The sequence below is a fragment of the Elioraea sp. genome (assembly GCF_051860475.1).
Taxonomy (GTDB): Bacteria; Pseudomonadota; Alphaproteobacteria; order Acetobacterales; family Acetobacteraceae; genus Elioraea.
On sequence record NZ_JBHYDW010000059.1, the window covers coordinates 1 to 24,049 of the forward strand.

The window sequence follows — 24,049 nt, forward strand, 5'->3', positions numbered from 1 at the left end:
CGCGCGCAGAGACCATCGCGCCGGCCAGCGCCGCGCCGAGGCACGGCCGGGCGGTCTCGGTGCCGATCGACGAGGCGGGCAGGCCGGCCGCGCGCCGGCGCACGCGGAGGTAGGGCGGGGCGGCGGAGGGCTCGATCGCGTCGAAGCCGAGACTGCGCACCGAACCGTCCTCGTAGAGCAGCATCGGCACGGCAACGCCGCAGGCATCGCCGGGCGTCCCCCTCGCAAGCGCGCGGCGCCAGCCCCGCGGGCCGGCAAGCCCCGCGCCGCCGAGGCAAAGGTAGCGGTCCGCCTGAACGGCGCGTGCGCCGATCTCCCAGGCCTCGGTGACCTCGAGGTCCTCGTCGGCGAGGGCGATCCCGGGATCGAGGCCGTAGAACGCGGCTGCCGCTTCGAGCGCGGCCAGCGGCGCACCACGCCATTCCGGTCCAAGAACGACAACCAGCGCTTCCTCGCCCCTGACCGGAGGGTCGTTCAGGAAGCAGGAGAACGCGGCCGCCGGCGGGCCGTCCGGCGCGGGTAGGGCCAGCACGAGCGCCGTCGGCGCGGGTCTCGGCGCACGGCGCACCGTCGTCTCCGGCGGCTCGACCGCCCCGCCCGCCGCCCCGATCAGCGGCGCAAGCGCCGCCTCGACCACGGCAAGCCCCGTGGGCTTGAACAGATCGACGGTGGCGGCGGCGCGGCGCAGCAGCGACCTCACTGGCCCGGCGACCGGCGCTGCGGGCAGGAACGCGACCTCGCCGTCGGTGAGTTCGAGCGCGAGATGGAGCGCCCCCGCCATCTCGGGCAGCGCACCTGGCAGGAAGGCCGCAAACCCGTGCAGATCGCCGGTCACGGCGGCAAAGCGCGGATCGGCGCGGAACCCGGCCGACACGTCCGGCCGCGCAACGCGCGTCCAGCGCCGGTCCATGCGTGCGGCGAAGCGGGGCGGATCGCACAGCGCGACCGAGGTCACCGCGCCGGCGGGATCGAGCAGCCAGCCCATCACATAGGCACCTTGGCCGGGCAGCGCGACGACCACATCCAGCGCCGTGGCGACCGGACGGCCAAGCCGCGAGATCGTCTCTGAGCCGGCATAGACCGGCCGTGCGGCACGCTTGATCGCCGAGAGCGTCGCCGGCGGAGCGGCGAGCCGCGGCAACATCCCACGCAGATGTGCCGCGGTCTCACCCCGCTCGAGCAGCGTCCGCGTCGGCAGGACTTTCCGCCGCCGCAGCCGTCCCTGCGTCACGACATGCACCATGCCGGGACCCTGGATCTGGACACCGGCGGGCAGGGTCAGGAGCTGCACGAGTCCGGAGGCGGGGGCGGCGATGTCAGGACGCTGGAAGGCGGCCGTGACGATCGGGGTGCGCAGCACGGCGTGCTCGACGAGGATCGCCTCCGCCTGCGGCTCGGCGGCGTGGCCCCAGCCCTGAAGCATCAGCGCGTCCGCGGTGCGGCCGAGGATCTCGATCACGCCGTCCTCCTCGGCGGCAGCGGCGAGGAAGCTGCGCAGGGCGCTGCGCAGCGCAGTGCTTTTCGGCGCCGCCATCGCGAGATCGGACAGGAACACGGCGAGCTCCGCCGCGCGGCCGTCGGCGCGCGCCGCGATCGCCGCGCCGAGCGCCTCGGCCGTGGCGAGCGAGGCCGGCCATTGGCCAAGCGCGCGATCCGGCACGCCGTGCGCCTGCACCGTCAGCGCCGCGCCCGCCGCAGGCAGCGCCTCGGCGAACTGCGCCACCGCGGCGAACCACGCCCGGCCCGGCGTGGCGCGCGGCCACGCGGTCAGGCGCAGCTTGCCGATGGCCTCGCTGCCGGCTCCGGTGAGGACGCCGAGGCGCGGCAGTCGCGCATCATGCTCGCCCAGCAGGAGGGCCACATCACGGCCGATCCGCGCGGCCGCGACCAGGCCCAGCGGGGCGCCTGCCGGCGCCTGCGCTCGCGGAGCGAGCATCACCGCGGCGATCATGCGGCCCTCCGCGCACGGCGCGCCGCACTCGATCCGGTCGCACGCCTGCGCGCCGCTGCTGCACCCGGCACGGCGACTCCGAGCGCGGCATAGAGCGCGAGATGCGCCTCGACCGCGGCATCGATGCCGACCGGAGCGCGGATCTCACGCACCAGCGCGCGCCATAACGCTGGGTCCTCGGCCGCGTGGATCATCGCCGCGGCGAGCGCGGCCGGATCGTCGGGGCGCACGTGCAGGCCGTCCATCCCGTCCCGGACCATTTCGGCCATGCCGCCGATGCCGGAGGTGATCACCGGGCGGCGGTGCTGGAACGCCTCCTGGATCACCAGCGGTGCGTTCTCCCACCACACCGACGGCATCACCACCCAGTCTGCTTCGCCGATCAATGAGGTGAGCTCGCCCCGCGCATAGGCACCGCGGTGACGCGCCTCCGGCGCGGCGGCGAGCGCGTCGCGGAAGCCGGCAAGGAAGGCGTCCGTCTGGTGGTCGGCGCCGCCGTGCAGCGTGAGACGATGCGCGATCCCCTGGCGGCTCAGCTGCGCGGAGGCGGCGAGCGCCACCATCGCACCCTTCGGCTGGTTGATGTGGCCGAAGAAGGCGAAGCGGTCGCGCCGCTCGACGCCGTGCGGCAGGGCCCGGTGCGGCGCCGGCTCGGCCGGGGGCAATCCGTTCGGCAGCACGGCGATCGCCTCCGGATCGAGCCCCCAGGCGATATAGCGGTCACGCAGGAAGCGGCTCGGCGAGACGAAGCGGTCGACCATCCGATACATCGCCCGGATGTGAAGCTGGCGCAGGCGGAACTCGGTCGCGCTGCGCTCGGGCAGGCAGCGCCGGCACGCATCCGGCGAGGCGGCGGTGCAGAGCCTGCCGTCGGTGGTGCGCATCAGCCCCTCGTGGGCGCAGATCGCGTAGTAGTCGTGCAGCGTCATCACGATCCGCGAGCGCGGCCAGCTGCGCCGGATCAGGTGCAGCGCCTCGACGCCGATCAGCAGCGGGTGGTGGATGTGCACGACGTCCGGGCGCAACTCCTCGACAAGGCGCGCGAGCTCGGGCGCAATCCCGTGCAGGTCGGTCTGCGAGAGCATGAAGCGGTCGAACGCCTCGGTGCGCATCAAGAGCTCGTCCGGCTCCGCGCCCGCGGTCTGGAACGGTGTGCCCGGGCTCGCCGGACGGTGCAGCGCCGAGACGCCCGCAACAAACAGCCCCTCGACACCGGGTTGCGTCCGCAGCGCGCGGAACAGCGCGTGCGCGGCGATCTCGGTGCCACCGGCCTGAAGCACGGGGTGACCGTGGCAGAGGAACAGGATCCGCACGCTCGCTCTCCTCAGCCGCGCTCGAACACGCAGATGTCCTGGAACGACGCGCCACCCTTGCGCCCCGACCAGGTGCCGTAGGCCGCGGGCCTGCGGCGCCGCAACCCGGCGGCAAGGAAGGACGCGAGCAGCGCGTCCTCGTCATGGGCGACGGCCGCAAGCGGCGCCTCCGGGTCGGCGTGGAGCACCGTCTCCTCCGGACGGTCCGGAAACGCCGGGCGGGCGCTGCCGGTGGCGATGCCGGCGCGCGCTGGGCCGTTCAGGAGGAACGCCGTGGCAAAACAGCGTCCGCCTGGTGCCAGCACGCGCGCGATCTCCGCGGCATAGCGGCGCACCGCAGCGCGGTCGAGATGCGTCAGAACCGAGACCAGCAGCACGACATCGAAGCTCGCCGAGGCGAAGGGCAGGGCGGCGTGCTCGGCGGCCAGCGTGCCCGCGGGGTTGTACAGCGGGTGGATGACGTCGAGGTGACGGAACGTGAACTGCGGATAGACGGGCGTGATCGCGCGCGCGCACCAGGCGATCGCCGCCGCGTCCACGTCCACGCCCTCGTACCGCGCGGTCTCGGCGAGATATTGCGTCAGCGGCACGGTCATGCGGCCTATGCCGCAACCGAGATCCAGCACCCGCTCGGTCGGGTCAAGCCCGGCGCGCCGGACGAAGTGGCCGAGGAACTCGGCGCCGATCGCGCGGTAGTCGCCGTCGCCGCAGGTCATCAGTTCGGGCGGCGGGACCGGCAGGAACCGGGTCGTTGCGAGATGGGCACAGAGCCAGTCGAGCCGATCGTCCCGCCTGTCCTGCCGCGACAGAGGTGCCGCGCTCACGTCACCCCCTCCGCGCCGAACCGGCGCATCAGCGCCTCCATCGCCTCGGCCCAGCGCTCCGCATGCAGGCGACGGTTGACGTGCGAGGCGAGCGTGCCCGTGTAGCCCTGGTGGAACCCGATCGAGCGGCGTTCGAAATGCCAGAGCTCGGCCGCCGGCTCGTAACGGATGCGCGCACCGGCCGCACGCAGCTTGAGACAGAGATCGCTGTCCTCGTAGTCGCCGACGATGTAGTCCTCGGTCAGCCCGTCAACCGCCTCGAACAAGGTCCGCTTCACCATCAGCGCAGCGCCGGTGACGGCGGGCACGTCGCGCGCCTCGCAGGCAGGCGCGTAGGTGCGCGGGAACCCCTTGTGGTAGTGGCGGTTGTACCAGATCCCTTCCGGATCGCGCGCGAAATAGAGCCCAGCGTGCTGGATTGAGCCATCGTCGAACAGCAGCTTCGGCCCGGCGACACCCGCGCCCTTGGCCGACGCCGCGACGGTCAGCTGCGACAGCCAGCCCGGACGGTCCGGCATCACGTCGCTGTTCAGCAGGAGCAGCATCCGCCCGCGTGCGAGCGCGGCACCGAGGTTGTTCGCGCCAGCGTAGCCGAGGTTCCGCGGCGGCACGGCGAGCACGAGCGGCAGTCCGTGCATCAGATGGAGCCCGCGCAGCAGGTGTTCGACCTCGGCCGCCTGTTCGGGACTGTCGAGCACGACGATCGTCTCGGTCTGGCACCAGTCCGGGTCGGCGGCAAAGGCGGCGAGCTGGACCCGCAGGAAGGAGAGATTGCGGTAGAGCGGGATGATCACGCTCACCTCGGGGCTGCGCGGCTGTTCGCCGAGGCGGCGCACCGCCGGCGTGCGCGGCGCGGCGAGGTGTGCGGCGTGCAGTCGCGTCGCGGCCGGCGCGATGCAGTGCGCGAGCATCGCCTCGGTCAGCGCATCCGGCCGGACCGAGGCGAGCACCGCGTTGCGTGCCGCCGACGGCGGGAGCGTGCGCAGCGCCGGCGTCAACGCGATCGCCGCGCCACCCCTGAGCTGCACGAGCAGGTCGGGCTGCGGGCCCGTGCCGGCGGCATCCGGCAGATGGACGACGAAGCCCTCACCCTCCTCACCCGGAGCGTGCGCCGCGTTGCGGAAGCGTTCGGCAAGATCACGGCGGCGGAACCGATGCACGGCTTCGGCCGGCAGGGCGCGTGGGCCGGACGGCGTGGCCAGCGCGAGGCCGGCGATCAGGCCATGCGGATCGCGCAGCCAGCCGCGCAGGAACAGCCCGCCCGCACGATCGGGCAAGGCGAGTTCGAGCATCCCGGCGACCGCGCGACCAAGATCGGCCCGGGTGCGCGGCCGTGCCGGCGCGAGCAGGGCGGCGGCATCGAGCAGCCCGCCAATCGCGGGCTCGTCGCCGCGGTGGCCAAGCGCAGCCGGGAGCAGCGCGCCGATCACGCGGCTTTCCGGGCCGCCCGCGGCGAGCAGATCGAGCAGCGGTGGCGTGTCGCCCTCGGGAGCACCGACACGCCGTGTCCAGGCCGCGTCGGTGCCGCCGCACAGGACCTCGCCAGGGGACGGTGCCTCGACCAGCACATGCACAGTCGCGCCGCCAGTCGCGGCGATGCGGCTGACGCGCGTCGGCCCGACCAGGAACAGCGGACCCGCCGGGCGCGGCCCGGCCGTGCGAACCAGCCGCAGCTGCTCCGGTCCGGCGGCCACGGCGCGTGCCAGCTCTGCCGCCCGCGCCTCCTCACGAGCGAGTGCGAAAGCAAGCGCGACAAAGGCCGGTTGCGCCTGCAGGCTGAACAGTCCCGTCCCGGCATCGAGCAGCAGGCGCAACAGCCGCTGGCGCGCCGGGGCTCCGAGCGCCTCCACGAGGGTCAGGGGCTCCGGCGAGAACGACGCGAATGGCAACGCCGGCGCACCCTCGCCGAGCGAGATCACGCCGCGGCGTCCGCGCGCAGCCGTGACGCAGGCCAGTCCGGCACGCAGCTCGCTGTCCGGCAGCGCGGCCGCGACCAGCGGTGGCGCCACGGCCTTGCCGTCGACCGCTGGACGGAACGCGCCCGTCCAGAGGGCGGCGTTCCAGACCATCAGGGCCACGTCCGTGCTCAGCCAGGCTGCGCGCGGCGGACCGGTCACGGTCTCCGAGACGCGGATCAGCATCGCGTTGTCTCCGGTCTCGCTGGAGTGACGGCGGGCCACACCGATGCAGCCCGCCGCCTCATCCGATCAGATGATGACGATGTAGCCCGCCGGGTTGCTGCGGACGTCCTCGGCCTTCACGCCGATCAGCGTGACGCTGTCGCCGTTGCCGAAGTCGATCACCGCGTTCCCGTTCACCGAGACGATGTTGTTGACGAGATCCTCCGGCGCCGCGACCGACAGGCCGTTGATGTTCTTCTGGATGTGCAGGATGTCGCCGTCGGAGAAGTCCATCACGATGTCCTTGCCGCCGCCGGAGGTGAACACGAAGGTGTCGTTGCCGGAGCCGCCGATCAGGACGTCGTTGCCCTTGCCGCCGATCAGCACGTCGTCGCCCGAGCCGCCGAACAGGATGTCGTTGCCCTCACCGCCGACCAGCGTGTCGTTGCCGGCGCCGCCGATCAGCGTGTCGTTGCCCTTGCCACCGTCGATGTAGTCATCGCCATCGCCGCCGACCAGCGTGTCGTTCCCCTTGCCGCCGAAGATCGCATCGTTGCCCGCGCCGCCGAAGATGATGTCGTCGCCGTTGCCGCCGTCGAGCACGTCGTCGCCGTCGCCGCCGTCGATGAAGTCGTTGCCGTTGCCGCCAAAGATCACGTCGTTGCCGTCACCGCCGAACAGCCGGTCGTTGCCGTTGCCGCCATCGATGAAGTCGTCGCCATCGCCGCCGAATACGACATCGTCGCCGTTGCCGGCGAACACCGTGTCGTCGCCGGGGCCGGCGTCGATGAAGTCGCCCTTGTTGGTGCCGATGATCAGGTCGTCGAAGGTGCTGCCGGGTATCGTCGACATGGGGGAGTGTCTCCTGGCCCGTTGAAGCGCTGAACCGCCTGCGTCGGCGGAGCGATCATGCGTGCATGACCCAACTCCCCTTCGCTTCCACCAGCTTTGGTTGTGGAACGTTAATGGCGCCTTAATCGATTGCGGCGGATCCGTGAAGAATGCTGCGCTGCATTATGGCCGTGCGCGGCTGCCCTGCGTCGCGGCGTCGTTGCGGGCGATCGACACGGGAATGCGCACCAGACTGCGGCTGCCGTGGATGCGGCAGTCGGGTACGTCGAAGCGCGTGAGGTACAGTTGCGCCGTATCACCGACGGTGTCGAAGCTGCGCGAGGGACTGGCCGGATCGAGCAGGGACGGATAGGCGAGCGGCGGCGCGTCGCCGCAGCGGAACTGTCCGTGGCCGCGCGCCGGCAGGACGAATGCCGGCGCGGACCATTCGAGCAGATCGGAACTGGTCGCGACATAGATGCCGGGCGCGGGCTCGTTGTGATCCGGGCGGTGCGGCCGGCCTTGCATCACGGCGATGAAAAGCCCGCTCGGCCAATGACGCACCAGCGCGGTCACCGGCCATTGCAGGCGGGATCGGCCGATCGGCCGGCAGAGATGGGACGAAGGATCGGCGACACCGGCATAGGGATCGGCAAAGCGGACGGTGAAGTCCGTACCGTCGAAGCCCCGCCAGGCAGAGGGCTCCTCGATCGCGTGCGTGCGCATGAGACAGGTGCCCCGGGGCTGCGTGCCGCGCCCGGAGGCGTAGGCCATCATGTACAGGGCGCCGTGATGCCGCACGATGCCGGTGGGGTTGAAGAACCCCCCCGGTGCGCCCCGCACCGCCTCGGCCGTGTCCGGCAAGGCAGCGATCAGATGCGGCGGCGCGCCGAGCGGGCGGAAGCGCAGCGCACGGTCGGTCGAGATCGCCGCGGTGAGGGCGTTGTACCAGCAGTCATGGTAGCGCCGCGTCGGACAACGCCCGGGGTGACGGTGGCCCTGGTACTCGTTGTGGATGATGGCAAACACGCGCGCGCCGTCATCGGTCCAGAGCGCAGTGATCCAGCTGCGGTCGCTGAATCGTGCCGGATCCGGATCTTCTGCTCCCTCGAACGTGATCGCGCAATCCGGACGTACCGAGAGCAGGTCCGGGCCGCGCAGCGCGCGGTTGTCGAAATGCGGCGCGAACAATGCAACCGTACCGTCCGCAAGACGCACCGCACGAGCTGGAACGTCCGGCTTGTCGTAGCGGCCGCAGCCGTCGCGGTCGTGCCTGAACACGACGACCGGGTCGCCGGCGACCGTGACCGTCAGCGCAGCCAGCGGCGAAGCAGCCGCGCAGACGGTCAGTGCGACCAGAACAAGCGCTGCGCGTAGCATCACGGAATGACCTCCATCTCCATCGACGCGGAATGTCGGCGGGGCCTATCGCCGATGCAAGCGCGTCACGAGATCGCCACAGTGGGTTTACCTGGCGTTAATCGGCACACCTGACGGTGGCACTCAACGCTGCCAGCGCGGGGTGTGGCTTCCGATGGACGTGATCGAGACGTTGATCCCGGCGGTCAAGCTGATCAGACCCAGGCGCCATGCCGATTCACGCGGCGTGCTCGCGGAGACCTACAGTGCGCGCGCGCTGAGAGCCAATGGCATCGGCGTCAACTTCGTGCAGGACAATCATTCGATCTCTCTGCGCAAGGGTACGGTGCGCGGCCTGCACTGCCAGATCCCGCCGTATGCCCAGGCCAAGCTGGTGCGGGTGGTCCGCGGCGCGATCCTGGACGTCGCGGTCGACCTGCGTCATGGCTCGCCGACCTTCGGCCGTCACGTCGCGGCAGTCCTGACGGCGGAGGACTGGAGCACATTGTTCGTCCCGGAAGGCTTCGCGCACGGTTTCTGCACGCTCGAGCCAGAGACGGAGGTGGTGTACAAAGCCTCGGCGCACTATGCGCCGACGCATGATCGCGGCGTGCGCTGGAACGACCCCGCGCTCGGCATTGACTGGCCGGTCCCGGACGATGCCGCGATCCTATCGGAGAAGGATCGCGGCCTGCCCCCGCTCGCCGCGCTGCCGCCGTGGTTCAGTCACCAGCCTGAGCCTGTCGAACCGCGCGGGGAGCCCGCACCGGCGCCGCTGTATGTCGGCTGAACCGCGCATCGTCGTACTAGGCGGTGCCGGCCAGCTCGGCCGCGCGATCGTGCGCAGCGGCGGCGCCGGAGTCATCGCGCTTGATCGCGCCGGCGCCGACGTGACGGATCGGCATGCCCTCGCCGACGCCCTCGCGCGCACGCGCCCCGACGTGGTGGTGAACGCCGCCGCCTTCACGGCGGTGGACCGCGCGGAGGCTGAGCCGCATGCCTGCTTCGCCGTCAACCGGGACGGCGCCAGCCATGCGGCCGAAGCCTGCGCGGCGATCGCCGTGCCGCTCGTGCATCTCTCCACCGACTACGTGTTCAGCGGCCGCAAGGGCTCACCCTATGTCGAGACCGATCCGATCGATCCGGTGAATGCCTATGGCGCATCGAAGGCTGCCGGCGAGATCCTGGTGGCCGCCCGGCACGAGCGGCATGTGATCCTCCGTACGGCCTGGGTGTTCGGGCCCGATCGGCCGAACTTCGTCCGCACCATCCTGCGCCGCGCACTCACGGGCGGGCCGCTCCGCGTCGTCAACGACCAGCACGGCTCGCCGACGCCCGCGCCCGCGCTGGCGCGGATCGTCGTCGCGATCGCGCGTGCGTTGGTCGAAGGCCAGGCACGGGCCGGCGTGCTCCATGCTGCAGGCGCGCCCGACGCGACCTGGCACACGCTCGCGGACGCGGTGGTGTCGATCGCGCTGCCGCGCGAGTACCGGCCGCGGGTGAGCCCGATCCCGACCACGGCGTTTCCCACCCCGGCGCGCCGACCGCCGGACTCGCGACTCGACTGCACGGTGTTGCAGACAGCCTATGGGCTCGCGCGGCCGGACTGGCGCGAGGCCCTGCCGCGCATCGTCGCCGCGCTCGGGATGCAGGAGGCGGCACACGCATGCGCGTCGGCAACGGCACCGTCCGTCACCGCCGGAGCCTGACGCGCGACGCGCTCGATCAGCGCGATCTGGCGCGCGATCGCCCGATCACGCCTGAACCGCGTCAGGACGGTCTGCCGCGCCGCGATGCGCAGCGGCTCGCGCAACGCATTGGTCTCGAGCAGCGCGATGGCGCGCCGGGCAAGCCCGTGCGGATCGCGCGGATCGACGAGTACGCCGTTCACGCCGTCCGCAATGAGCTCGCGCACCGGCGCCGTGTCTGAGGCAAGCACGAGGCAGCCCGCCGCCATGGCCTCGACACAGGACCAGGACAGCACGAACGGCGCGCTCGGATAGAGATGCAGCCGCGAGACCTGGAGCAGGGACAGGTACCGCTCGTAGGGCAGGCGGCCGGTGAAGTGCACACGTGGCGGCAGCGTCCCGAGTTCCGCCAGCAGCGCGGCGCGCCACGAGCGGTCGTGCGGCGGCGGTCGGCCGTAGCTCACGCCGTCGCCGCCGCAGATCACCACCTCCGCCCCGGGGCGTGCGGCCAGCAGCGCCGGCAGCGCGCGCATCAGCGCCGGGAAGCCGCGATGCGGTTCGAGGTCGCGCGCGACATAGGTGACGACCTCATCGTCGCGCGTCAGCACGCGCCCGTCGGGTAGCGTGAAGCGCGCGGCCGGGTCCGGACGCACGTGCCGGGGATCCACGCCCTCGTGGATGACGCTGATCCGACGGCGATACGGCGCCGGGTGGAGATCGCGCTGCCAGCGTGTCGGCGCGATCGCCGCGGTCGCAGCATCGAGCGCGAGCAGCAGCGGCGCATTGCGCAGCTCGAGCGCACAGCGTTGGTCGAGATCAGCGGTGAGGTCGGGATCGAAGTCGAGATCGGTGCCCTCGGCACGATAGAAGAACTCGGCATAGGCGATGATCGGCACGCCGGGCAGGATCTGCTGCAGGAACAGCGCGTCGCCCCATCCGGGATGGACGACCACCACCTCCGGGCAGAAGCCGCCGGCGATCGCGGTGCGGATGCTGCGGAGCGTTGCCTGGGCGTTCAGTACTGCCGCCTCGGTCGCGCGGAGATACGGGTGCCCGGGCGCAACCGGACGGGCGGGTAAGGCCTGCAGGACCGGAAACGGCACGTCGACCGGCGCCGCGCCGACGATCATCGCGACGCTGCCCGGCGCGCGGGCGTACAGGGCATGAGCCAAAGCCTCGAACTGGCCGGGCCCCTGGCGGTGGATGAACAGCACACGCGGCACGACGGGTGTCTCCGGTCTCGATCCTGCTCCGAATCATGGCGCAGAGAGATGAACCGAACCCTGCGGCCTCGTGGTGCTCCCGCTCAGGGCGTGGCGCGCGCGCTCTCGCGGTACGCGGGCCGCGACGGTGCCTCGCGCAGCACGTAGCCCCGGCCGCGCACCGTCTCGATCGCCGCGGCGCTGCCCGCCTCCGCGAGCTTCCGGCGCAGCTTGCAGACGAACACGTCGATGATCTTCGCATCCGGTTCGTCCATGCCGCCGTAGAGATGGTTCAGGAACGCCTCCTTGGTCAGCACCAGGCCCCGGCGCAGCAGCAGCAGTTCGAGCACCGAGAACTCCATCGCGGTCAGCCGCACCGTCCGGCCGTGCACGCGGGCCTCGCGCGCACCCAGCTCCACCTCGATCGGCCCGGCGCGCAGCACCGGTTCGGCGAAGCCGTTGGCGCGGCGGATGATCGCGCGGATGCGGGCGAGGAACTCGTCCCGCTCGATCGGCGTGGTAAGGTAGTCGTCCACGCCCGCCTCGAACGCCTCGACCTTGGCGCTGCGGTCGGCCAACGGCGAGACGATCACCGCCGGGGTGCCGATCTGCAACAGCCGCACCTGACGCACCAGGCGCGCAGCATTGCCATGCGCCGGCAGGCCGCCGATGATTGCGATGTCGTAGCGATAGGCGCGGAGGAAGCCGATCGCGTCGTCAGCATCGCCGGTCGGTTGAGCGTGAATGTTGCCCCCCCGCAACCAGGCGGCCAAAGTGCGCGCATTTGTCGCCTGATGTTCAACCAAAAGTGCTCGCATCATGTCCGTCCTCGGTTTGGCGTTGTTTATCCGGATCAAGGGCAAGGCGAAATACAACTTTTAGTAGAACTTCACTGCGCATTTCTCGGAGTCGCAACACTCCCGACACGCGCGGTCCATGCCTGTGCATGTCGCCTGCGTCCGCTGCTCGTCCTTACGTTCCGCCATGCAGCCCGATCAGCGGCTTCGGGACTTCCGGCGCCGAAGCCCCTCACGAAACAGTCCGCTGCGCGAAGATATTCCCGCGATGCCGCTCGCGAGTGTTGCGCTCGCCGATCCGCCGCAGCGGCGGTGCGTGGGTCGCGAGGCCAACCCGCGCCGTCCGTCTGGCCTGGTCAGCGTCCTGCGGGGCGCACCCTTCCGCGAGCGAGACGGAAGCGGGGGCGATGGGGCCGGTTGCTGCCGCAGCGGCGCCCTTGATCCAATGCAGCCGGGAGAACCGGCTCGGGATCCGTCAGTCGTCGCCGAAATGCCTTTCGAGCAAGACCTCCGGCGCGCGCGGCATGACTCAAACCAGACAGCCTCCGACGAACCCGGGGCAGCCTGCGTCGGCGATGATGCGCAGCGCCTCGGGCAGCGGATAGTACTTGAAGAGCGAGGTGATGCAGGCGCGCTTCATGCGGCATGCTCCGAGGCGGTGCAGGCGCGCTCGATCGCGCCGAGGGTATGCGCGGCCTCGCGCGTGGCCGGATAGAGCGACCGGAAGACCGCGTAGACACGGTCATAGGTTGCGGCGGCTTCGGCGTCGGGCAGCGCTGGCGCGCCGGGCCTGATCCAAGACCGCGCGAGGGAGGCAATATCGCGCCCGGACGCATGCGCCATCGCCAGCATCGCCGCTCCGTAGGCCGAGGCGTCGGGCGTTGCGGCGGGCACCACCGGCCGGTTCAGCACGCTCGCCAGGATCGCGAGCCAGAGCCCGCCGCGAACGCCGCCCCCGGCGACGCGGATCTCGCGGATCGGCAGACCGAGCGTGGTCAGGATCTCGACCAGGTCGCGCAGCGCGAAGGCGACACCCTCCATCACCGCGCGCGCCATGTGCGCCCGCGTGGTGCGGCGGGTCAGGCCGATGAACGCGCCGCGCGCCTCGGGGTCGTTGTGCGGTGAACGCTCGCCAGTGAGATAGGGCAGGAACACCAAACCGCCTGAGCCCGGCGGCACGGCGCGCGCGGCCTCGACGATCGCGGCGAAGCCGGACGTGCCGACGGCCTCGGCCGGGTCGGCATCCGCCGCACCGCCGGTCTCACGCCACCACTGCAACGATCCGGCCGCGGACAGCACGCTCGCCATCACCTGCCAGGTGCCGGGTACGCTGTGACAGAAGGTGTGGAATGCGCCTGACGGGTCGACGATCACGCCGGGGATCTGCGCATAGACCACACCCGAGGTGCCGAGCGTGATGGAGACCGTGCCGGGCTCGACCACGCCGTTTCCGATCGCGGCGGCGGGCTGATCCGCCGCCCCGCCGACAAACGGAATGCCGGCTTGCAGCCCGGTTGCATCAGCGGCGCGCGCCGAGAGGCGTCCTGCTGCTTCCGGCGATTCGACAAGGCAAGGCAGGCGCGCGCGGGGGATCTCGAGCGCGTCCAGCGTCTCCGTCGACCAGCGCCGCGTGCGGACGTCGAGCAGGTTGGTGCCCGAGGCGTCGGTGACATCGCTGATCCGTTCCCCGGTCAGGTGGAACCGGACGAGGTCCTTCGGCAGCAGCACGGTCGCCGTGCGGCGCCACGCCTCAGAGTCATTGTTGCGCAACCACAGGATCTTCGAGGCCGTGAAGGCGGTGCGCGGCGGATTGAGCGTCCACGCGACGATCCGGCCGGCGGTACGGGCCATGATCTCGTCGCACTCGGCGGCGGTGCGTTGATCGTTCCACAGGATCGCCGGCGCGACGGGGACGCCCGCGGCATCAAGGAAGACCGAGCCGTGCATCTGGCCGGAGAGTCCGATCGCCGCCGGCGGACCGCGCGGCGCGATGATGCGGCAGACCGCGTCGGCCGCCTTTACCCAGACGGTGGCGTCCTGCTGGGACCAGCCCGGGTGCGGTGCGTCGGGCGCGTAGGCGGCGGTCGCATCGGCGACGATCCGCCCCTCAGCGTCGACCAGAAGCCCCTTGAGCCCGGTTGTCCCGACATCCAGCCCGAGTGCAAACACTCAACCATCCTCCTCTGGCCATCCTGTGCAATCTCTTGCAGTCCTGGAAGCCCTTCCACAGCCTGACAGCGGTGGAGGTGACCCCGGCCGATGGATGCGCTCGACACGAACGCGGGACTGCGGATGGGCCGCACCGGCTCCGTGCGGCAGGTCGCAGATGCGGACGCCGATCACGTCGCGTGCGGCCAGGCGGTGTTCGGCGGGAATCCGGCTGATGGACTGGCGGCGCGCGACGACGCACTCGCGGCATGAGTGCCGTTGCCGGCGACGTGGAGTCTATCCTGAGCATCGCGCGGCTGCGCTGGGAGCATCGGCTGAGCCAGGTGGAGATCGCGCGGCGTCTCGGCGTCTCCGAGGCCACCATCAGCCGGGCGCTGAAGCGGGCCTTCGATCTCGGCCTGGTCGAGGTGCGGATTGCGCCGCAGGCGATGTGCCAGACCGTACTGGAGCAGCATGTGGCCTCGGTGTTCGGACTTCGGACCGCCGTCGTTGTAGCTGATCAGCAGGATCCGGCTGCGATTCGCCGGGTGCTTGGCGAAGCCATGGCGCGGCAGCTCGACGGGCTGATCGAGCACGGGGCCGTGATCGGCGTGTCCGACGGCGAGACGACCGCCGTCGCCACCGCCGCTACCCGCACCCGGGCATCGGAGGTGCAGGTGGTTCCCTTGATTGGCGGGGTCGGTGCGCCGGAGCAGTCCAGCCACCCGGCCGAGGTGTGCCGCGCCCTCGCGCTCGGGCTTGGCGCGCGGGCGTGGACGCTGCCGCTGCCGGCGACCGTCGACGCCGCCGCGACGGCCGAGGCACTGCTGGCCCAGCGCAGCGTGCGCGACGTGCTCGCGATGATGCGCCGGCTGTCGATAGCGCTGGTCGGCGTCGGCGCAACCGAGGGCGACGCGGCGATCGTACGGCACGGCGTGATCTCGCGGGAGGACATGGAGGCCATGGCGCGACGCGGTGCTGTCGGCACGATCTGCGCGCGGTTCTAAGACGGAAGCGGCACTCCCCTTCGCTCGCCGCTCGATCGACGCACGCTCGCGATCACGCGTGCCGATCTGTGCCGGGCGTCGATCAGGATCGCGATCGCGTTCGGTCCGGCCAAGCTGGCCGCGCTGCGCGCCGCCATCGCCGGTGGCTGGGTCAACGGCATTGGAACGGATGCGACCACGGCGGAGGCGCTGCTCGCGGCGCGGCTTGGCGCGGCACAGGAGCGACGCAATGGATGACCCGGGGCTCAAACTGTTTCCTCGACTCCGCGTCGGCCGAGGGCTGGCGCGCGCTGCTGCCGCTCGGGGTTTCCATGGCGTGACGACCAACCCGACGCTGCTCGCCCGGGCAAGGGATTCGCTGCACCCATCAGGGCCTTGACGCACCTGTGGCGGTGGCAGAGGCGCTCGGCCGCGACGACGTGCACCTCCAGGCCTGGGCGAGACGCGCGCCGCGCTTGCATCCTGTGGCCGACAGCTGGCCGCGCTCGCGCCTGGGCAGGTCGTGGTGAAGCTGGCGGCAACCCAGACTGGGCTCGAAGCGTGGTCCGCGCTGCGGTCCGAGGGCGTGCGCGCAACGATCACGGCGGTCGACACGCCCGCCCAGGCGCCGGCGGCACTGGGCGCCGCCTATGCCGGGCCGTGTTTCGGACGCCTCAGCGATGCCGGGCAGGATGCTGTCGCGGTCGTGCCCGCGATGCGGGCGATCCTGCGCAACGCCGGCGATCGCACCCGTCTGCTGCTGGCGAGCCTCCGACGCGTCGAGGACGTCACGATAACGTCACGGTCGGCGCGTCGGTTGCGAGGGCGCTCGTGCGTAGCGAGGAATCAGAGGCCGCGGCACAGGTGTTCGAGGCCTATGCGCGTGCCGGCGCTGCCCCGACGCGCGGCTGACCTGCCGTCCTCGGCACGCGGCGCCCCGGCCGGTCGCTTGGGCGACCGTGCGCGGCCGCATCAGCCCGGTCCACCGAGCTGTCGTGACAGGTCGCGGGCGGCTGCCACCACCACGTCCTTCAACCCGGCCAAGGTGCGCGGGGTGTAGCGCGAGGCGGGCCCGGACAGGCTGATGCCGCCGCGTACCACACCTCCCTTCTCGAACACCGGAACGGCGACGCAACGCATGTCCGCGGCGAGCTCGCGGTCGTCATAGGCGAAGCCCTGCGCGCGGATGCGCTGCAGGGCCGAACGCAGACGATCGGGTTCAGTAATCGTGTTCGGGCCAACCTTCCTCAGGCCGCGTGCGATCACGGCCTCGGTCAATCGCATGTCGTGGAACGCGAGCAGGACCTTGCCGATGGATGTGCAGTGCAGCGGGGCGCGGTCGCCGATCTGGAAATCGACCGTGACGAGCCGCGTGCCCTTGGCGCGCAGCACCAGCACCGCCGCGTCGCGGTCGAGCACGGAGAAATGCGCCGTCTCCTGCGTCCGCTCCGAGATCGCGCGGAGGCAGGCGAGGATCAGCTCCGCGCGTTCGTCGTTGTCGAGCAGCGACTGGCCGAGGGTCAGCACCTTGTAGCCGAGCTGGTAGCAGCGCGTCCGTTCGTCGCGCGTCACGTAGCCGGCGCCCATCAGCGTCATCAGCATCCGATAGGCGGTGCTGCGGTCGGCCCCGATCGCCTCGGCCACCTTGGCAACAGGCAACGGCGCGCGGGACTCCGCGAGGGTTTCGAGCACCTTCAGGGCCCTGAGCGCGGTTGCGCTTCTGTTGGGGTCGAGTCTGTCCAAGGGCTGCGCCGTTCAGCGAGAGCAATCTGTGCAGTATTTGTATGAACACGGATTTACAGCACATACTGTGCAACCAATGTTGACGCAATGTGCCATTCGCATAGGCTTGGGCTCAAGACCTGCTGAGCAGGACCAGGCCCGACAGGCCGCTGCGAGGATCAGCGAGGCCGAATGGCCGAAACAAGGGGAGGTACGCCATGTTCGACACGGTCCGAGGCGGGTGCCGTTCCGGCCCGATCGCGGTTGGGATCGGCCTCGCGGTCCTTCTTGCGGCGGGTGCGCCGGCGCGCGCATCCGGCGAGCTGGTGATCGTCACCCATGCCGAAAACCAGGCCATGCAGGCGCAGCAGACCTACAAGGAGGTCAACTCGCCTGGGCTGCGCAACGTCATCGAGCAGCTCGTCACCGTCGATCTAGAGACCGGCGCGCTCAAGCCGATGCTGGCGACGCGCTGGGAGCGCGTGGACGACCTGACCTGGCGGTTCCATCTGCGCGATGGCGTGCGGTTCCACGACGGCTCGCCGTTCGACGCCGAGGCCGCGGCCTTCGCGGTCAACTGGGTCTGGAGCCCGCGGAACTCCTTCCACATTCGCGAGACCATGGGACCGCAGATCACCGCCGAGGTTGCCGGCCCGATGGCGATCCATGTCAAGACCGCGACCCCGGATGCGCTGCTGCCCTGGCGGATGTATCTCGGTGGCATCTCCTCGATGCGCCAGATCCAGGAGACGCCCGCGCAGGTGGACGAGCGTCCGATCGGCACCGGCCCGTACCGGTTTGTCGAGTGGCGCAAGGGCCAGCACTGGACCGCCGAGGTCAATCCCGACTGGTGGGGCCGCAGCGCGCCGGATGCCTACGGCAAGGTCACGTTCGATCGACTGCGCTTCGTGTTCCGTCGCGAGCCCGCCGTGCGCGCGGCGATGATCGAGGCCGGCGAGGCGCAATTCGCGATGTTCGTGACACCCGAGCAATGCGCGCAGGCGAAGGCACGCCCCAACAGCACCTGCATCGTCGCACCGTCGGACAGCTACCTGTTCCTGCGCCCCGACGTCACCGGCGCGCATCCGGCGTTCCAGGATCTGCGTGTGCGCCAGGCGATCTTCCACGCGATCGACCGGCGGGCGATCATCGAGCACCTGATGGGGGTTGGCGAGCATCTGGGCGGCCAGATGCTGACTTCTGATGCCGACGGCTACAACCCGGACGTCGCCGACTACGAGTTCGATCCTGCCAAGTCCCGCCGCCTGCTCGCCGAGGCGCGGGCGGCCGGCGTGCCGGTCGATGCGGCACGCGTGATGGTCGCCGCGCGGGTCGGCAGCGTCCCGCGCATCGGCGAGATCATCGAGGCGGTTGGCGGGATGCTGGCCGAGGTGGGTCTCAGGAACCGCGTCGAGCTGCAGGAGCAGGGACAGATCATCGAGTGGTTCCTGAAGCGGCCCGGCCCGGAGCGCGCCAACGTCCTGGTGCATCCTGGCGGCAATCCGCTGTGGGACTACTCGCTGACGCTGCGCGCGCTCTATCACTGCGAGACGATCGTCTCGATGTACTGCGATCCGGAGTTCGACCGCCGTCTCGACCAGGCCAACCTGCTGAGCAGCGAGGCGCGCACCCGCGCCTTCCGCGAGCTCGTCGCCGACATCCGCGACCGCTACGTGATCCTGCCGATGGCGCGAATCTCCTGGACCTACGCGCTCGCTGCGGATCTCGAGTGGGACTATCGGTTCGATCAGCGCCTGGTTGCGGTACAGATGCGCCGCAAGTGAACTCGTGGCGGTGCGGCGTCGGTGCCGCACCGCCCGTCGCCTGCTTCGCCGGAGCGTGAATGGCGCGGTTCCTTCTCAGGCGCATCGGTCAGTCGGTCCTGGTGCTGTTCATCGTGCTGACCTTCGTGTTCGTCGCCGGACGGATGATCGGCGACCCTGCCGTATTGTTGCTCGGCCCCGAGGCGAGTGCCGCCGACATCCTCCGCGTGCGCCGGCAGATGGGGCTCGAGGAGCCGCTGCTCGAGCAGTTCCTGCGCTTCATGTCCGGCGTGGTGACGGGGGATTTCGGCGTCACCTTCCGCTACGGCTTCGCGGTGCCGGACGTCGCCCATCCAGGGGCAACCGGCACGCCCGTGATGCCGCTGGTGCTCGAGCGGCTGCCCGCGACCTATCTGCTCGCCACCACGGCGATGCTGTTCGCCACGGGGATCGCCGTGCTGCTCGGCTGCGTCGCCGCCATGCATCCCCGCTCCGCCCTCGATCGCGGCATCACCGTCGTTGCGCCGGCAGGCGTGTCGGTCGTCGATTTCTGGCTCGGCTTCATGCTGATCCTGCTGTTCGGCGTGCAGTTCGGCTGGTTGCCGACCTCCGGCTTTGGCGGGCCGGCGCATCTGGTGCTGCCGGCGCTCACCCTCGCGGTCCGTCCGATCGGCCGGATCGCCCAGCTCGTGCGCAGCGCGATGCTCGACGAGCTCGGCAAGCCCTATGTCGATGCGGCGCGCGCCAAGGGGTTTAGCGAGCCGCGCATCGTGTTCGGCCATGCGCTCAAGAACGCCTCGATCCCGGTCACCACGATGATCGGAGACGAGCTGCTGCAGATCGTGCAGGGCGCGATTGTGGTGGAGGTCGTGTTCGCCTGGCCGGGGATCGGCAGCCTGCTGGTCCATGCGCTATCGACCCGCGACCTGCCGCTGGTCGAGGCGGCGATCTTCGTGCTTGCAGTCACCGCCATCACCGTCAACCTCGCTGTCGACCTCGTCTACACCGTGCTCGACCCGCGGGTACGCTTCCGGTAGCCGGACATGCGCGAGATCCCTGCCGCGATCGAACCCTCGGAGCGCGCAGTGCCGCGCCGGTCGCGGTACCTGCGTGCGCTGCTGCGCGATCCGCTGACTCTCATCGCGGTGCTGTTCCTGGTCGCGCTCGGCCTGTCGGCGCTGTTCGCCGAGCTCGTGGCGCCCTACGACCCGATCCGCCAGCAGCTCGCGATGCGCAACCGCCCGCCGCTGACGCCCGGGCTGCGCGGCGGAGTGATGCACCTGCTCGGCACCGACGAGCTCGGGCGCGACCTGCTCAGCCGGCTGATCTTCGGCGGGCGCGTCTCGCTCGCGGTCGGGCTGATCGGCGCGGCGGCGGCCGGCGTGTTCGGCACGGCGCTGGGCCTGCTCGCGGGCTACTACCGCGGGCGTGTGGATGACGTGGTGATGCGCCTCGTCGACGTGATGGCGGCGCTGCCGACGCTGTTGATCGCGCTGTTCTTCCTGTTCATCATCGGCGGCGGGTTCTGGAACCTCGTGCTCGTGCTGGCGGTCGTGCGATGGCGCATCTTCGCGCGCGTGGCCCGCAGCATGGCGCTGTCTCTGCGCGAGCAGACCTTCATTCTGGCCACGCGCGCGGTTGGCGCGACCGACGGTCGGATCATCCTCCGCCACCTGCTGCCCAACATGGCCTCGCCGCTGATCGTCCTGTTCACGCTCGAGGTCGCCGTGCTGATCCTCGCCGAGGCGGCGCTGAGCTTCCTCGGCTTCGGCATCCAGCCGCCGGCCTCGTCATGGGGGCTGATGATCGCGCGCGGTCGCGAGTACCTGACCACCGCGTGGTGGCTGGTGACCCTGCCCGGGCTCGCGATCTTCCTGACGACGCTCAGTCTCAATCTTGTCGCCGCGTGGGTGCGCGCGGTCACCGATCCGGTGCAGCGATGGCGATGGCTGGCATGACGCCTCCTGCTGCCGGCGCCGTGCTGCATGTGAAGGATCTCGCGGTCCGCTTCACCACGCCGGAGGGCACGGTGCAGGCCGTGAACGGCGTCAGCTTCTCGGTCGCCGCCGGCGAGACGCTCGCGATCCTCGGCGAGTCCGGCTGTGGCAAGAGCGTCACCGTACAGGCGGTGATGGGTCTGGTGCGCAGCCCACCCGGCGAGGTTCGTGCCGCAGCGATCCGCTTCCGGGACCTCGATCTGCTGTCGGCCACGCCGCGCGAGCTGCGCGCGATCCGCGGGCCACGGATTGCGATGATCTTCCAGGATCCGTTCATGTCGCTCGATCCGGGCAAGACGGTCGGTCAGCAGATCGGCGAGATGTTCCGTGTGCACCGCCGGGCAAGGCGGACCGAGGCGCGTCGGCATTCGATCGAGCTGATGGAGCGGGTGCGCATCCCCTCCGCCCGCGACCGGGTCGATCACTACCCCCATCAGTTCTCGGGCGGGATGAGCCAGCGCGTGATGATTGCCTCGGCGATCGCCCTCGGTCCCGAATTGCTGATCGCCGACGAGCCCACGACCGCACTCGATGTCACGGTGCAGGCGCAGATCATGGCGCTCCTGGCAGGTCTTCGGTCCGAAACCGGCATGGCGATGGTCCTGATCACCCACGATGTCGGCCTCGCTGCCGAGACCGCCGGGCGCGCTGCGGTGATGTATGCAGGGCGGTTCGTCGAGACCGGGCCGATGGCGGCGATTCACGATCACCCCGCACATCCCTATACGCGCGGCCTGCTGCGCTCGATCCCGAGCATCGATCGCAAGTCCGGTCGACTCCACCCGATCGAGGGTGCGCCGCCCCGGCTGACGCAGCTCCCTCCGGGTTGTGCCTTCGCGCCGCGCTGCCCCCATCGCCGTGCGCGCTGCACAGTGGAGGTGCCCCCGCTGCGGCCCTTCGCCGCGACCCACGCGGTGGCCTGCCACTTCGCCGAGGAGATCGTCGCGTGAGCACGCTGGCGGCGGATCTGCTGCTGCGGGTCGAGGGGCTGGTCAAGCACTATCCGGTCGAAACGCGCGGGTTTCCATTCCGCCGCTACAGGCCGCTGCGCGCCGTCGATGGTGTCGATCTGGTGCTGCGCGCCGGGGAGACGCTCGGCATCGTCGGCGAATCCGGCTGCGGCAAGTCAACGCTCGCGCGCACGCTCACGCGGCTCGAGGAGCCCACCGCCGGGCGGGCGTGGTTCCGCGGCGACGATCTGTTCTCGATGCCGCGGCGGTCCTTCCGCCGGATGCGGCGCGACATCCAGATTGTGTTCCAGAATCCGTATGCCGCGCTCGATCCGCGCATGACGATCGGTGCTCTGATCGGCGAGCCGCTCGCCATCTTTCCGGATCTTGTCCCGGGCGCCGGTCGGCACGCGCGCATCGTAGAGCTGCTCCGGCAGGTCGGCTTGGATCCCGACGCGATCGAGCGCTACCCGCACGAGTTCTCTGGCGGGCAGCGGCAGCGCATCGGCATCGCCCGGGCGCTCGCCCTGCGTCCCTCGCTGATCATCTGCGACGAGCCGGTCTCAGCGCTCGACGTGTCCGTCCAGGCGCAGGTCGTGAACCTGCTGGAGGACATCCAGCGCAACACCGGCGTCGCCTACATCGTGATCGCGCACGATCTGTCGGTGGTCCGCCACATCTCGCACCGGGTCGCCGTGATGTATCTCGGCCTGATCGTCGAGGAGGGCACCGAGGCGGAGGTCTACGAGCGACCGACTCACCCCTACACGAAGGCCCTGCTGTCGGCAGTGCCGCGGCCCGGCGGCACGGGGCGCCGGATCGTGCTGGAGGGCGATCTTCCGGACCCGTCCTCGCCTCCGTCAGGATGTCGCTTCCGGACCCGATGCTGGAAGGCGAGCGAGCGCTGCGCGCGGGTCGAACCGAAGCTGACTGAACGATCGTCACCGACGCATCGTAGCGCGTGTCATCATCCGGAGTGAGGGCTCGGCATTGGCCCCCGATGCGCCCATGGGGTACCGCTGGTGGCTCCGAACAGGGTGAAGGCAAGGACGGGGGACGTGCGCGGAGACGACCATGCCTGGAACGATCTGCGTCCGGCCGGGATCAATCGCACCGCCGCCGATGATGTGGCATTCAGCACCGCGCTGGCCGATGCGGCGGTCGTGGAGTTCGCGACCGATCCCCTGCGCGTCTATGTCACCGGCGTCTCGAACGGCGGCATGATCGTCGACAGGCTGCTGATCGAGGCGCCCGGACGGTTCGCCGCCGCCACCTTCGTCGCGGCTGTCCCCGCCAGCGCGCCGCTGGAGGTGCCGGCGGTGCCGAAGCCGCTTCTGATCGTCAACGGCACGCGCGATCCCCTGGCGCGGTGGGAGGGAGGACCGATCCGGCTGCCGGAGAGCCGCCTGGTCCGGCGGATCATCGGGCCGGAGTGCCGCGACGCCGAAGGCGCCGCACTGGCCTGGGCCCTCACGTCGAGGCTTCGCAGCACCGGGGCGGCAGGGAACCCGCACCGGACGTGACGATGGCGCGGTCGGCGCGCCCTGGCGACCCCGGGAGCGGCGTCGCCAGGGCATGGCCTCCCTCCGCCCGTCGCCGACGGGGTTCTGCGATCGTTGTGGATTCATGGAGCGGCTTCGCGCCGATCCCGGTGCCGGCTGACCTGGTCTTGACCGCGCGCCGACGCGTGCTTCGGGCCGAGGGACCAGTGAGCCGCTCGCGACGATGCCAAAATCGCTCGCCTTGGGGTTGAAAACCTGCGTTGCAGGATAGTGCTGGCGTTCCACCCTGGGTTAACGTCCCATGGTGTCGCACAATGTCCACCGTGGCTGACCCGATGCCCGTAGGCCTTGCTTCCGCCGGAACCGGACCGGCGCCGCCCCGGCTACGCCTGAAGCTGATCGGGCCGATGGACGCCTGGAGCGTCACCTCCGAGCGCGTGCTGCCGCGGGTGCGCAAGACCCGCGCCCTGCTGGCGATTCTCGCGCTCGCGGCGCCGCGCCCGGTGCAGCGCCAGCGCCTCGCCGGCCTGCTGTGGTCGACCCGCGACCGCGAACAGGCCCGCGCCTCGCTGCGTCAGGCGCTCCACGAGCTCTCGCTCGCGCTCGCCGCCTGCGGCGCGCCGATCCTGCACGCGAATCGGGACCAAGTCTGGGCCGATGCGGACGCGCTCTGGGTCGATGCGCACGAGGTGGCGCGCGCGGGGCCGGGCAGCTCCGCCGCGCTCGACCTGTACGATGCCCCCCTGCTCGAGGACCTCGACGGGCTCGACCCGGCGATGGATGCCTGGCTCGCCGAGGAGCGGCGGCACCTGCGCGACCGCGCGCGCAGCCTCGGCGAGCGGCTGCTGGAGGCATCCCACACCCCCGAGGCGCAGATCGAGGCGGCGCGGAGGCTG

The 24,049-nt window shown here is 70.9% G+C and carries 20 protein-coding genes and 2 pseudogenes; 12 read left to right on the forward strand and 10 right to left on the reverse strand.

The annotated features are described in order from the left end of the window. From ACTIFU_RS12000 to ACTIFU_RS12025, 6 genes are all read right to left on the reverse strand, one after another. Positions 1-1,951 (reverse strand): hypothetical protein (locus ACTIFU_RS12000; protein ID WP_439578546.1); only part of this gene is annotated, 1,951 nt, incomplete at its 3' end. Beyond that, the gene (locus ACTIFU_RS12005) at positions 1,948-3,264 is read right to left on the reverse strand and encodes a glycosyltransferase family 4 protein (RefSeq protein ID WP_439578547.1); all 1,317 of its coding nucleotides are present in this window, start codon (positions 3,262-3,264) and stop codon (positions 1,948-1,950) included. The genes ACTIFU_RS12005 and ACTIFU_RS12000, both read right to left, overlap by 4 nt. Before the next feature lie 11 nt (positions 3,265-3,275). Next, positions 3,276-4,088 carry a class I SAM-dependent methyltransferase gene (locus tag ACTIFU_RS12010; RefSeq protein ID WP_439578548.1) on the reverse strand — a complete coding sequence of 271 codons (813 nt, stop codon included), beginning with the start codon at positions 4,086-4,088 and terminating at the stop codon, positions 3,276-3,278. Continuing rightward, entirely contained in the window at positions 4,085-6,229 is a 2,145-nt protein-coding gene (locus ACTIFU_RS12015) for a glycosyltransferase (RefSeq protein ID WP_439578549.1), read from the reverse strand. The genes ACTIFU_RS12010 and ACTIFU_RS12015 overlap by 4 nt, the downstream gene beginning before the upstream one ends. A 66-nt stretch (positions 6,230-6,295) precedes the next feature. Further along, positions 6,296-7,060, reverse strand: a complete 765-nt coding sequence (locus ACTIFU_RS12020; RefSeq protein WP_439578550.1) for a calcium-binding protein — start codon at positions 7,058-7,060, stop codon at positions 6,296-6,298. A gap of 162 nt (positions 7,061-7,222) precedes the next feature. Further along, on the reverse strand, positions 7,223-8,422 hold the full coding sequence (locus ACTIFU_RS12025; RefSeq protein WP_439578551.1) for a hypothetical protein: 1,200 nt from the start codon (positions 8,420-8,422) through the stop codon (positions 7,223-7,225). 151 nt (positions 8,423-8,573) lie between these two features. Between ACTIFU_RS12025 and rfbC the strand changes: the two genes are divergently transcribed. Then, positions 8,574-9,188 carry a dTDP-4-dehydrorhamnose 3,5-epimerase gene (rfbC, locus tag ACTIFU_RS12030; RefSeq protein ID WP_439578552.1) on the forward strand — a complete coding sequence of 205 codons (615 nt, stop codon included), beginning with the start codon at positions 8,574-8,576 and terminating at the stop codon, positions 9,186-9,188. Beyond that, positions 9,178-10,107, forward strand: a complete 930-nt coding sequence (gene rfbD, locus ACTIFU_RS12035) for a dTDP-4-dehydrorhamnose reductase (protein ID WP_439578553.1) — start codon at positions 9,178-9,180, stop codon at positions 10,105-10,107. Before rfbC ends, rfbD begins: the two co-directional genes overlap by 11 nt. A gap of 56 nt (positions 10,108-10,163) precedes the next feature. On the opposite strand, the pseudogene ACTIFU_RS12040 reads toward rfbD, so the two are convergent. The 3 genes and pseudogenes from ACTIFU_RS12040 to xylB all read right to left on the reverse strand — a co-directional run. Beyond that, positions 10,164-11,216 (reverse strand): annotated as a pseudogene (locus ACTIFU_RS12040) (glycosyltransferase); the annotation flags it as partial. A gap of 176 nt (positions 11,217-11,392) precedes the next feature. Continuing rightward, positions 11,393-12,109 carry a response regulator transcription factor gene (locus ACTIFU_RS12045; protein WP_439578554.1) on the reverse strand — a complete coding sequence of 239 codons (717 nt, stop codon included), beginning with the start codon at positions 12,107-12,109 and terminating at the stop codon, positions 11,393-11,395. Positions 12,110-12,721: 612 nt separating this feature from the next. Continuing rightward, positions 12,722-14,254, reverse strand: coding sequence for a xylulokinase (gene xylB, locus ACTIFU_RS12050; RefSeq protein ID WP_439578555.1), 1,533 nt, complete (start codon positions 14,252-14,254; stop codon positions 12,722-12,724). Positions 14,255-14,344: 90 nt separating this feature from the next. Between xylB and ACTIFU_RS12055 the strand changes: the two genes are divergently transcribed. From ACTIFU_RS12055 to ACTIFU_RS12065, 3 genes and pseudogenes are all read left to right on the forward strand, one after another. After that, positions 14,345-14,506 (forward strand): hypothetical protein, encoded by a 162-nt coding sequence (locus ACTIFU_RS12055; RefSeq protein ID WP_439578556.1) that lies wholly within the window; start codon positions 14,345-14,347, stop codon positions 14,504-14,506. Then, a pseudogene (locus ACTIFU_RS12060) lies at positions 14,503-15,477 on the forward strand (sugar-binding transcriptional regulator). Before ACTIFU_RS12055 ends, ACTIFU_RS12060 begins: the two are co-directional and overlap by 4 nt. A 196-nt stretch (positions 15,478-15,673) precedes the next feature. Further along, positions 15,674-16,279: a transaldolase family protein gene (locus tag ACTIFU_RS12065; RefSeq protein WP_439578565.1), complete on the forward strand. Its 606-nt coding sequence runs from the start codon at positions 15,674-15,676 to the stop codon at positions 16,277-16,279. On the opposite strand, the gene ACTIFU_RS12070 is transcribed toward ACTIFU_RS12065, so the two are convergent. Beyond that, positions 16,192-16,962 carry an IclR family transcriptional regulator gene (locus ACTIFU_RS12070; protein ID WP_439578557.1) on the reverse strand — a complete coding sequence of 257 codons (771 nt, stop codon included), beginning with the start codon at positions 16,960-16,962 and terminating at the stop codon, positions 16,192-16,194. The two genes, ACTIFU_RS12065 and ACTIFU_RS12070, sit on opposite strands and share 88 nt — an antisense overlap. Positions 16,963-17,159: 197 nt before the next feature. Here ACTIFU_RS12070 and ACTIFU_RS12075 point away from each other — a divergent pair, with 197 nt between their 5' ends. The 7 genes from ACTIFU_RS12075 to ACTIFU_RS12105 form a co-directional block, all read left to right on the forward strand. Then, entirely contained in the window at positions 17,160-18,725 is a 1,566-nt protein-coding gene (locus ACTIFU_RS12075) for an ABC transporter substrate-binding protein (RefSeq protein WP_439578558.1), read from the forward strand. 59 nt (positions 18,726-18,784) lie between these two features. Then, positions 18,785-19,741: an ABC transporter permease gene (locus ACTIFU_RS12080; protein ID WP_439578559.1), complete on the forward strand. Its 957-nt coding sequence runs from the start codon at positions 18,785-18,787 to the stop codon at positions 19,739-19,741. Positions 19,742-19,747: 6 nt separating this feature from the next. Beyond that, entirely contained in the window at positions 19,748-20,662 is a 915-nt protein-coding gene (locus tag ACTIFU_RS12085; RefSeq protein ID WP_439578560.1) for an ABC transporter permease, read from the forward strand. Continuing rightward, complete coding sequence (locus ACTIFU_RS12090; protein ID WP_439578561.1) at positions 20,659-21,651, forward strand: ABC transporter ATP-binding protein; 993 nt, start codon at positions 20,659-20,661, stop codon at positions 21,649-21,651. The genes ACTIFU_RS12085 and ACTIFU_RS12090 overlap by 4 nt, the downstream gene beginning before the upstream one ends. After that, positions 21,648-22,631 carry an ABC transporter ATP-binding protein gene (locus ACTIFU_RS12095; protein ID WP_439578562.1) on the forward strand — a complete coding sequence of 328 codons (984 nt, stop codon included), beginning with the start codon at positions 21,648-21,650 and terminating at the stop codon, positions 22,629-22,631. The genes ACTIFU_RS12090 and ACTIFU_RS12095 overlap by 4 nt, the downstream gene beginning before the upstream one ends. Before the next feature lie 78 nt (positions 22,632-22,709). Continuing rightward, positions 22,710-23,174, forward strand: coding sequence for a prolyl oligopeptidase family serine peptidase (locus tag ACTIFU_RS12100; RefSeq protein WP_439578563.1), 465 nt, complete (start codon positions 22,710-22,712; stop codon positions 23,172-23,174). 386 nt (positions 23,175-23,560) lie between these two features. Beyond that, positions 23,561-24,049 (forward strand): AfsR/SARP family transcriptional regulator (locus ACTIFU_RS12105; RefSeq protein ID WP_439578564.1); only part of this gene is annotated, 489 nt, incomplete at its 3' end.

Bases quoted from the DNA above. Each gene is read 5' to 3' on its own strand.
- ACTIFU_RS12015 (WP_439578549.1), bottom strand. From the start codon at position 6,229: ATGCTGATCCGCGTCTCGGAGACCGTGACCGGTCCGCCGCGCGCAGCC.
- ACTIFU_RS12020 (WP_439578550.1), bottom strand. From the start codon at position 7,060: ATGTCGACGATACCCGGCAGCACCTTCGACGACCTGATCATCGGCACC.
- rfbC (WP_439578552.1), top strand. From the start codon at position 8,574: ATGGACGTGATCGAGACGTTGATCCCGGCGGTCAAGCTGATCAGACCC.
- rfbD (WP_439578553.1), top strand. From the start codon at position 9,178: ATGTCGGCTGAACCGCGCATCGTCGTACTAGGCGGTGCCGGCCAGCTC.
- ACTIFU_RS12045 (WP_439578554.1), bottom strand. From the start codon at position 12,109: ATGATGCGAGCACTTTTGGTTGAACATCAGGCGACAAATGCGCGCACT.
- ACTIFU_RS12055 (WP_439578556.1), top strand. From the start codon at position 14,345: ATGGATGCGCTCGACACGAACGCGGGACTGCGGATGGGCCGCACCGGC.
- ACTIFU_RS12075 (WP_439578558.1), top strand. From the start codon at position 17,160: ATGTTCGACACGGTCCGAGGCGGGTGCCGTTCCGGCCCGATCGCGGTT.
- ACTIFU_RS12080 (WP_439578559.1), top strand. From the start codon at position 18,785: ATGGCGCGGTTCCTTCTCAGGCGCATCGGTCAGTCGGTCCTGGTGCTG.
- ACTIFU_RS12085 (WP_439578560.1), top strand. From the start codon at position 19,748: ATGCGCGAGATCCCTGCCGCGATCGAACCCTCGGAGCGCGCAGTGCCG.
- ACTIFU_RS12090 (WP_439578561.1), top strand. From the start codon at position 20,659: ATGACGCCTCCTGCTGCCGGCGCCGTGCTGCATGTGAAGGATCTCGCG.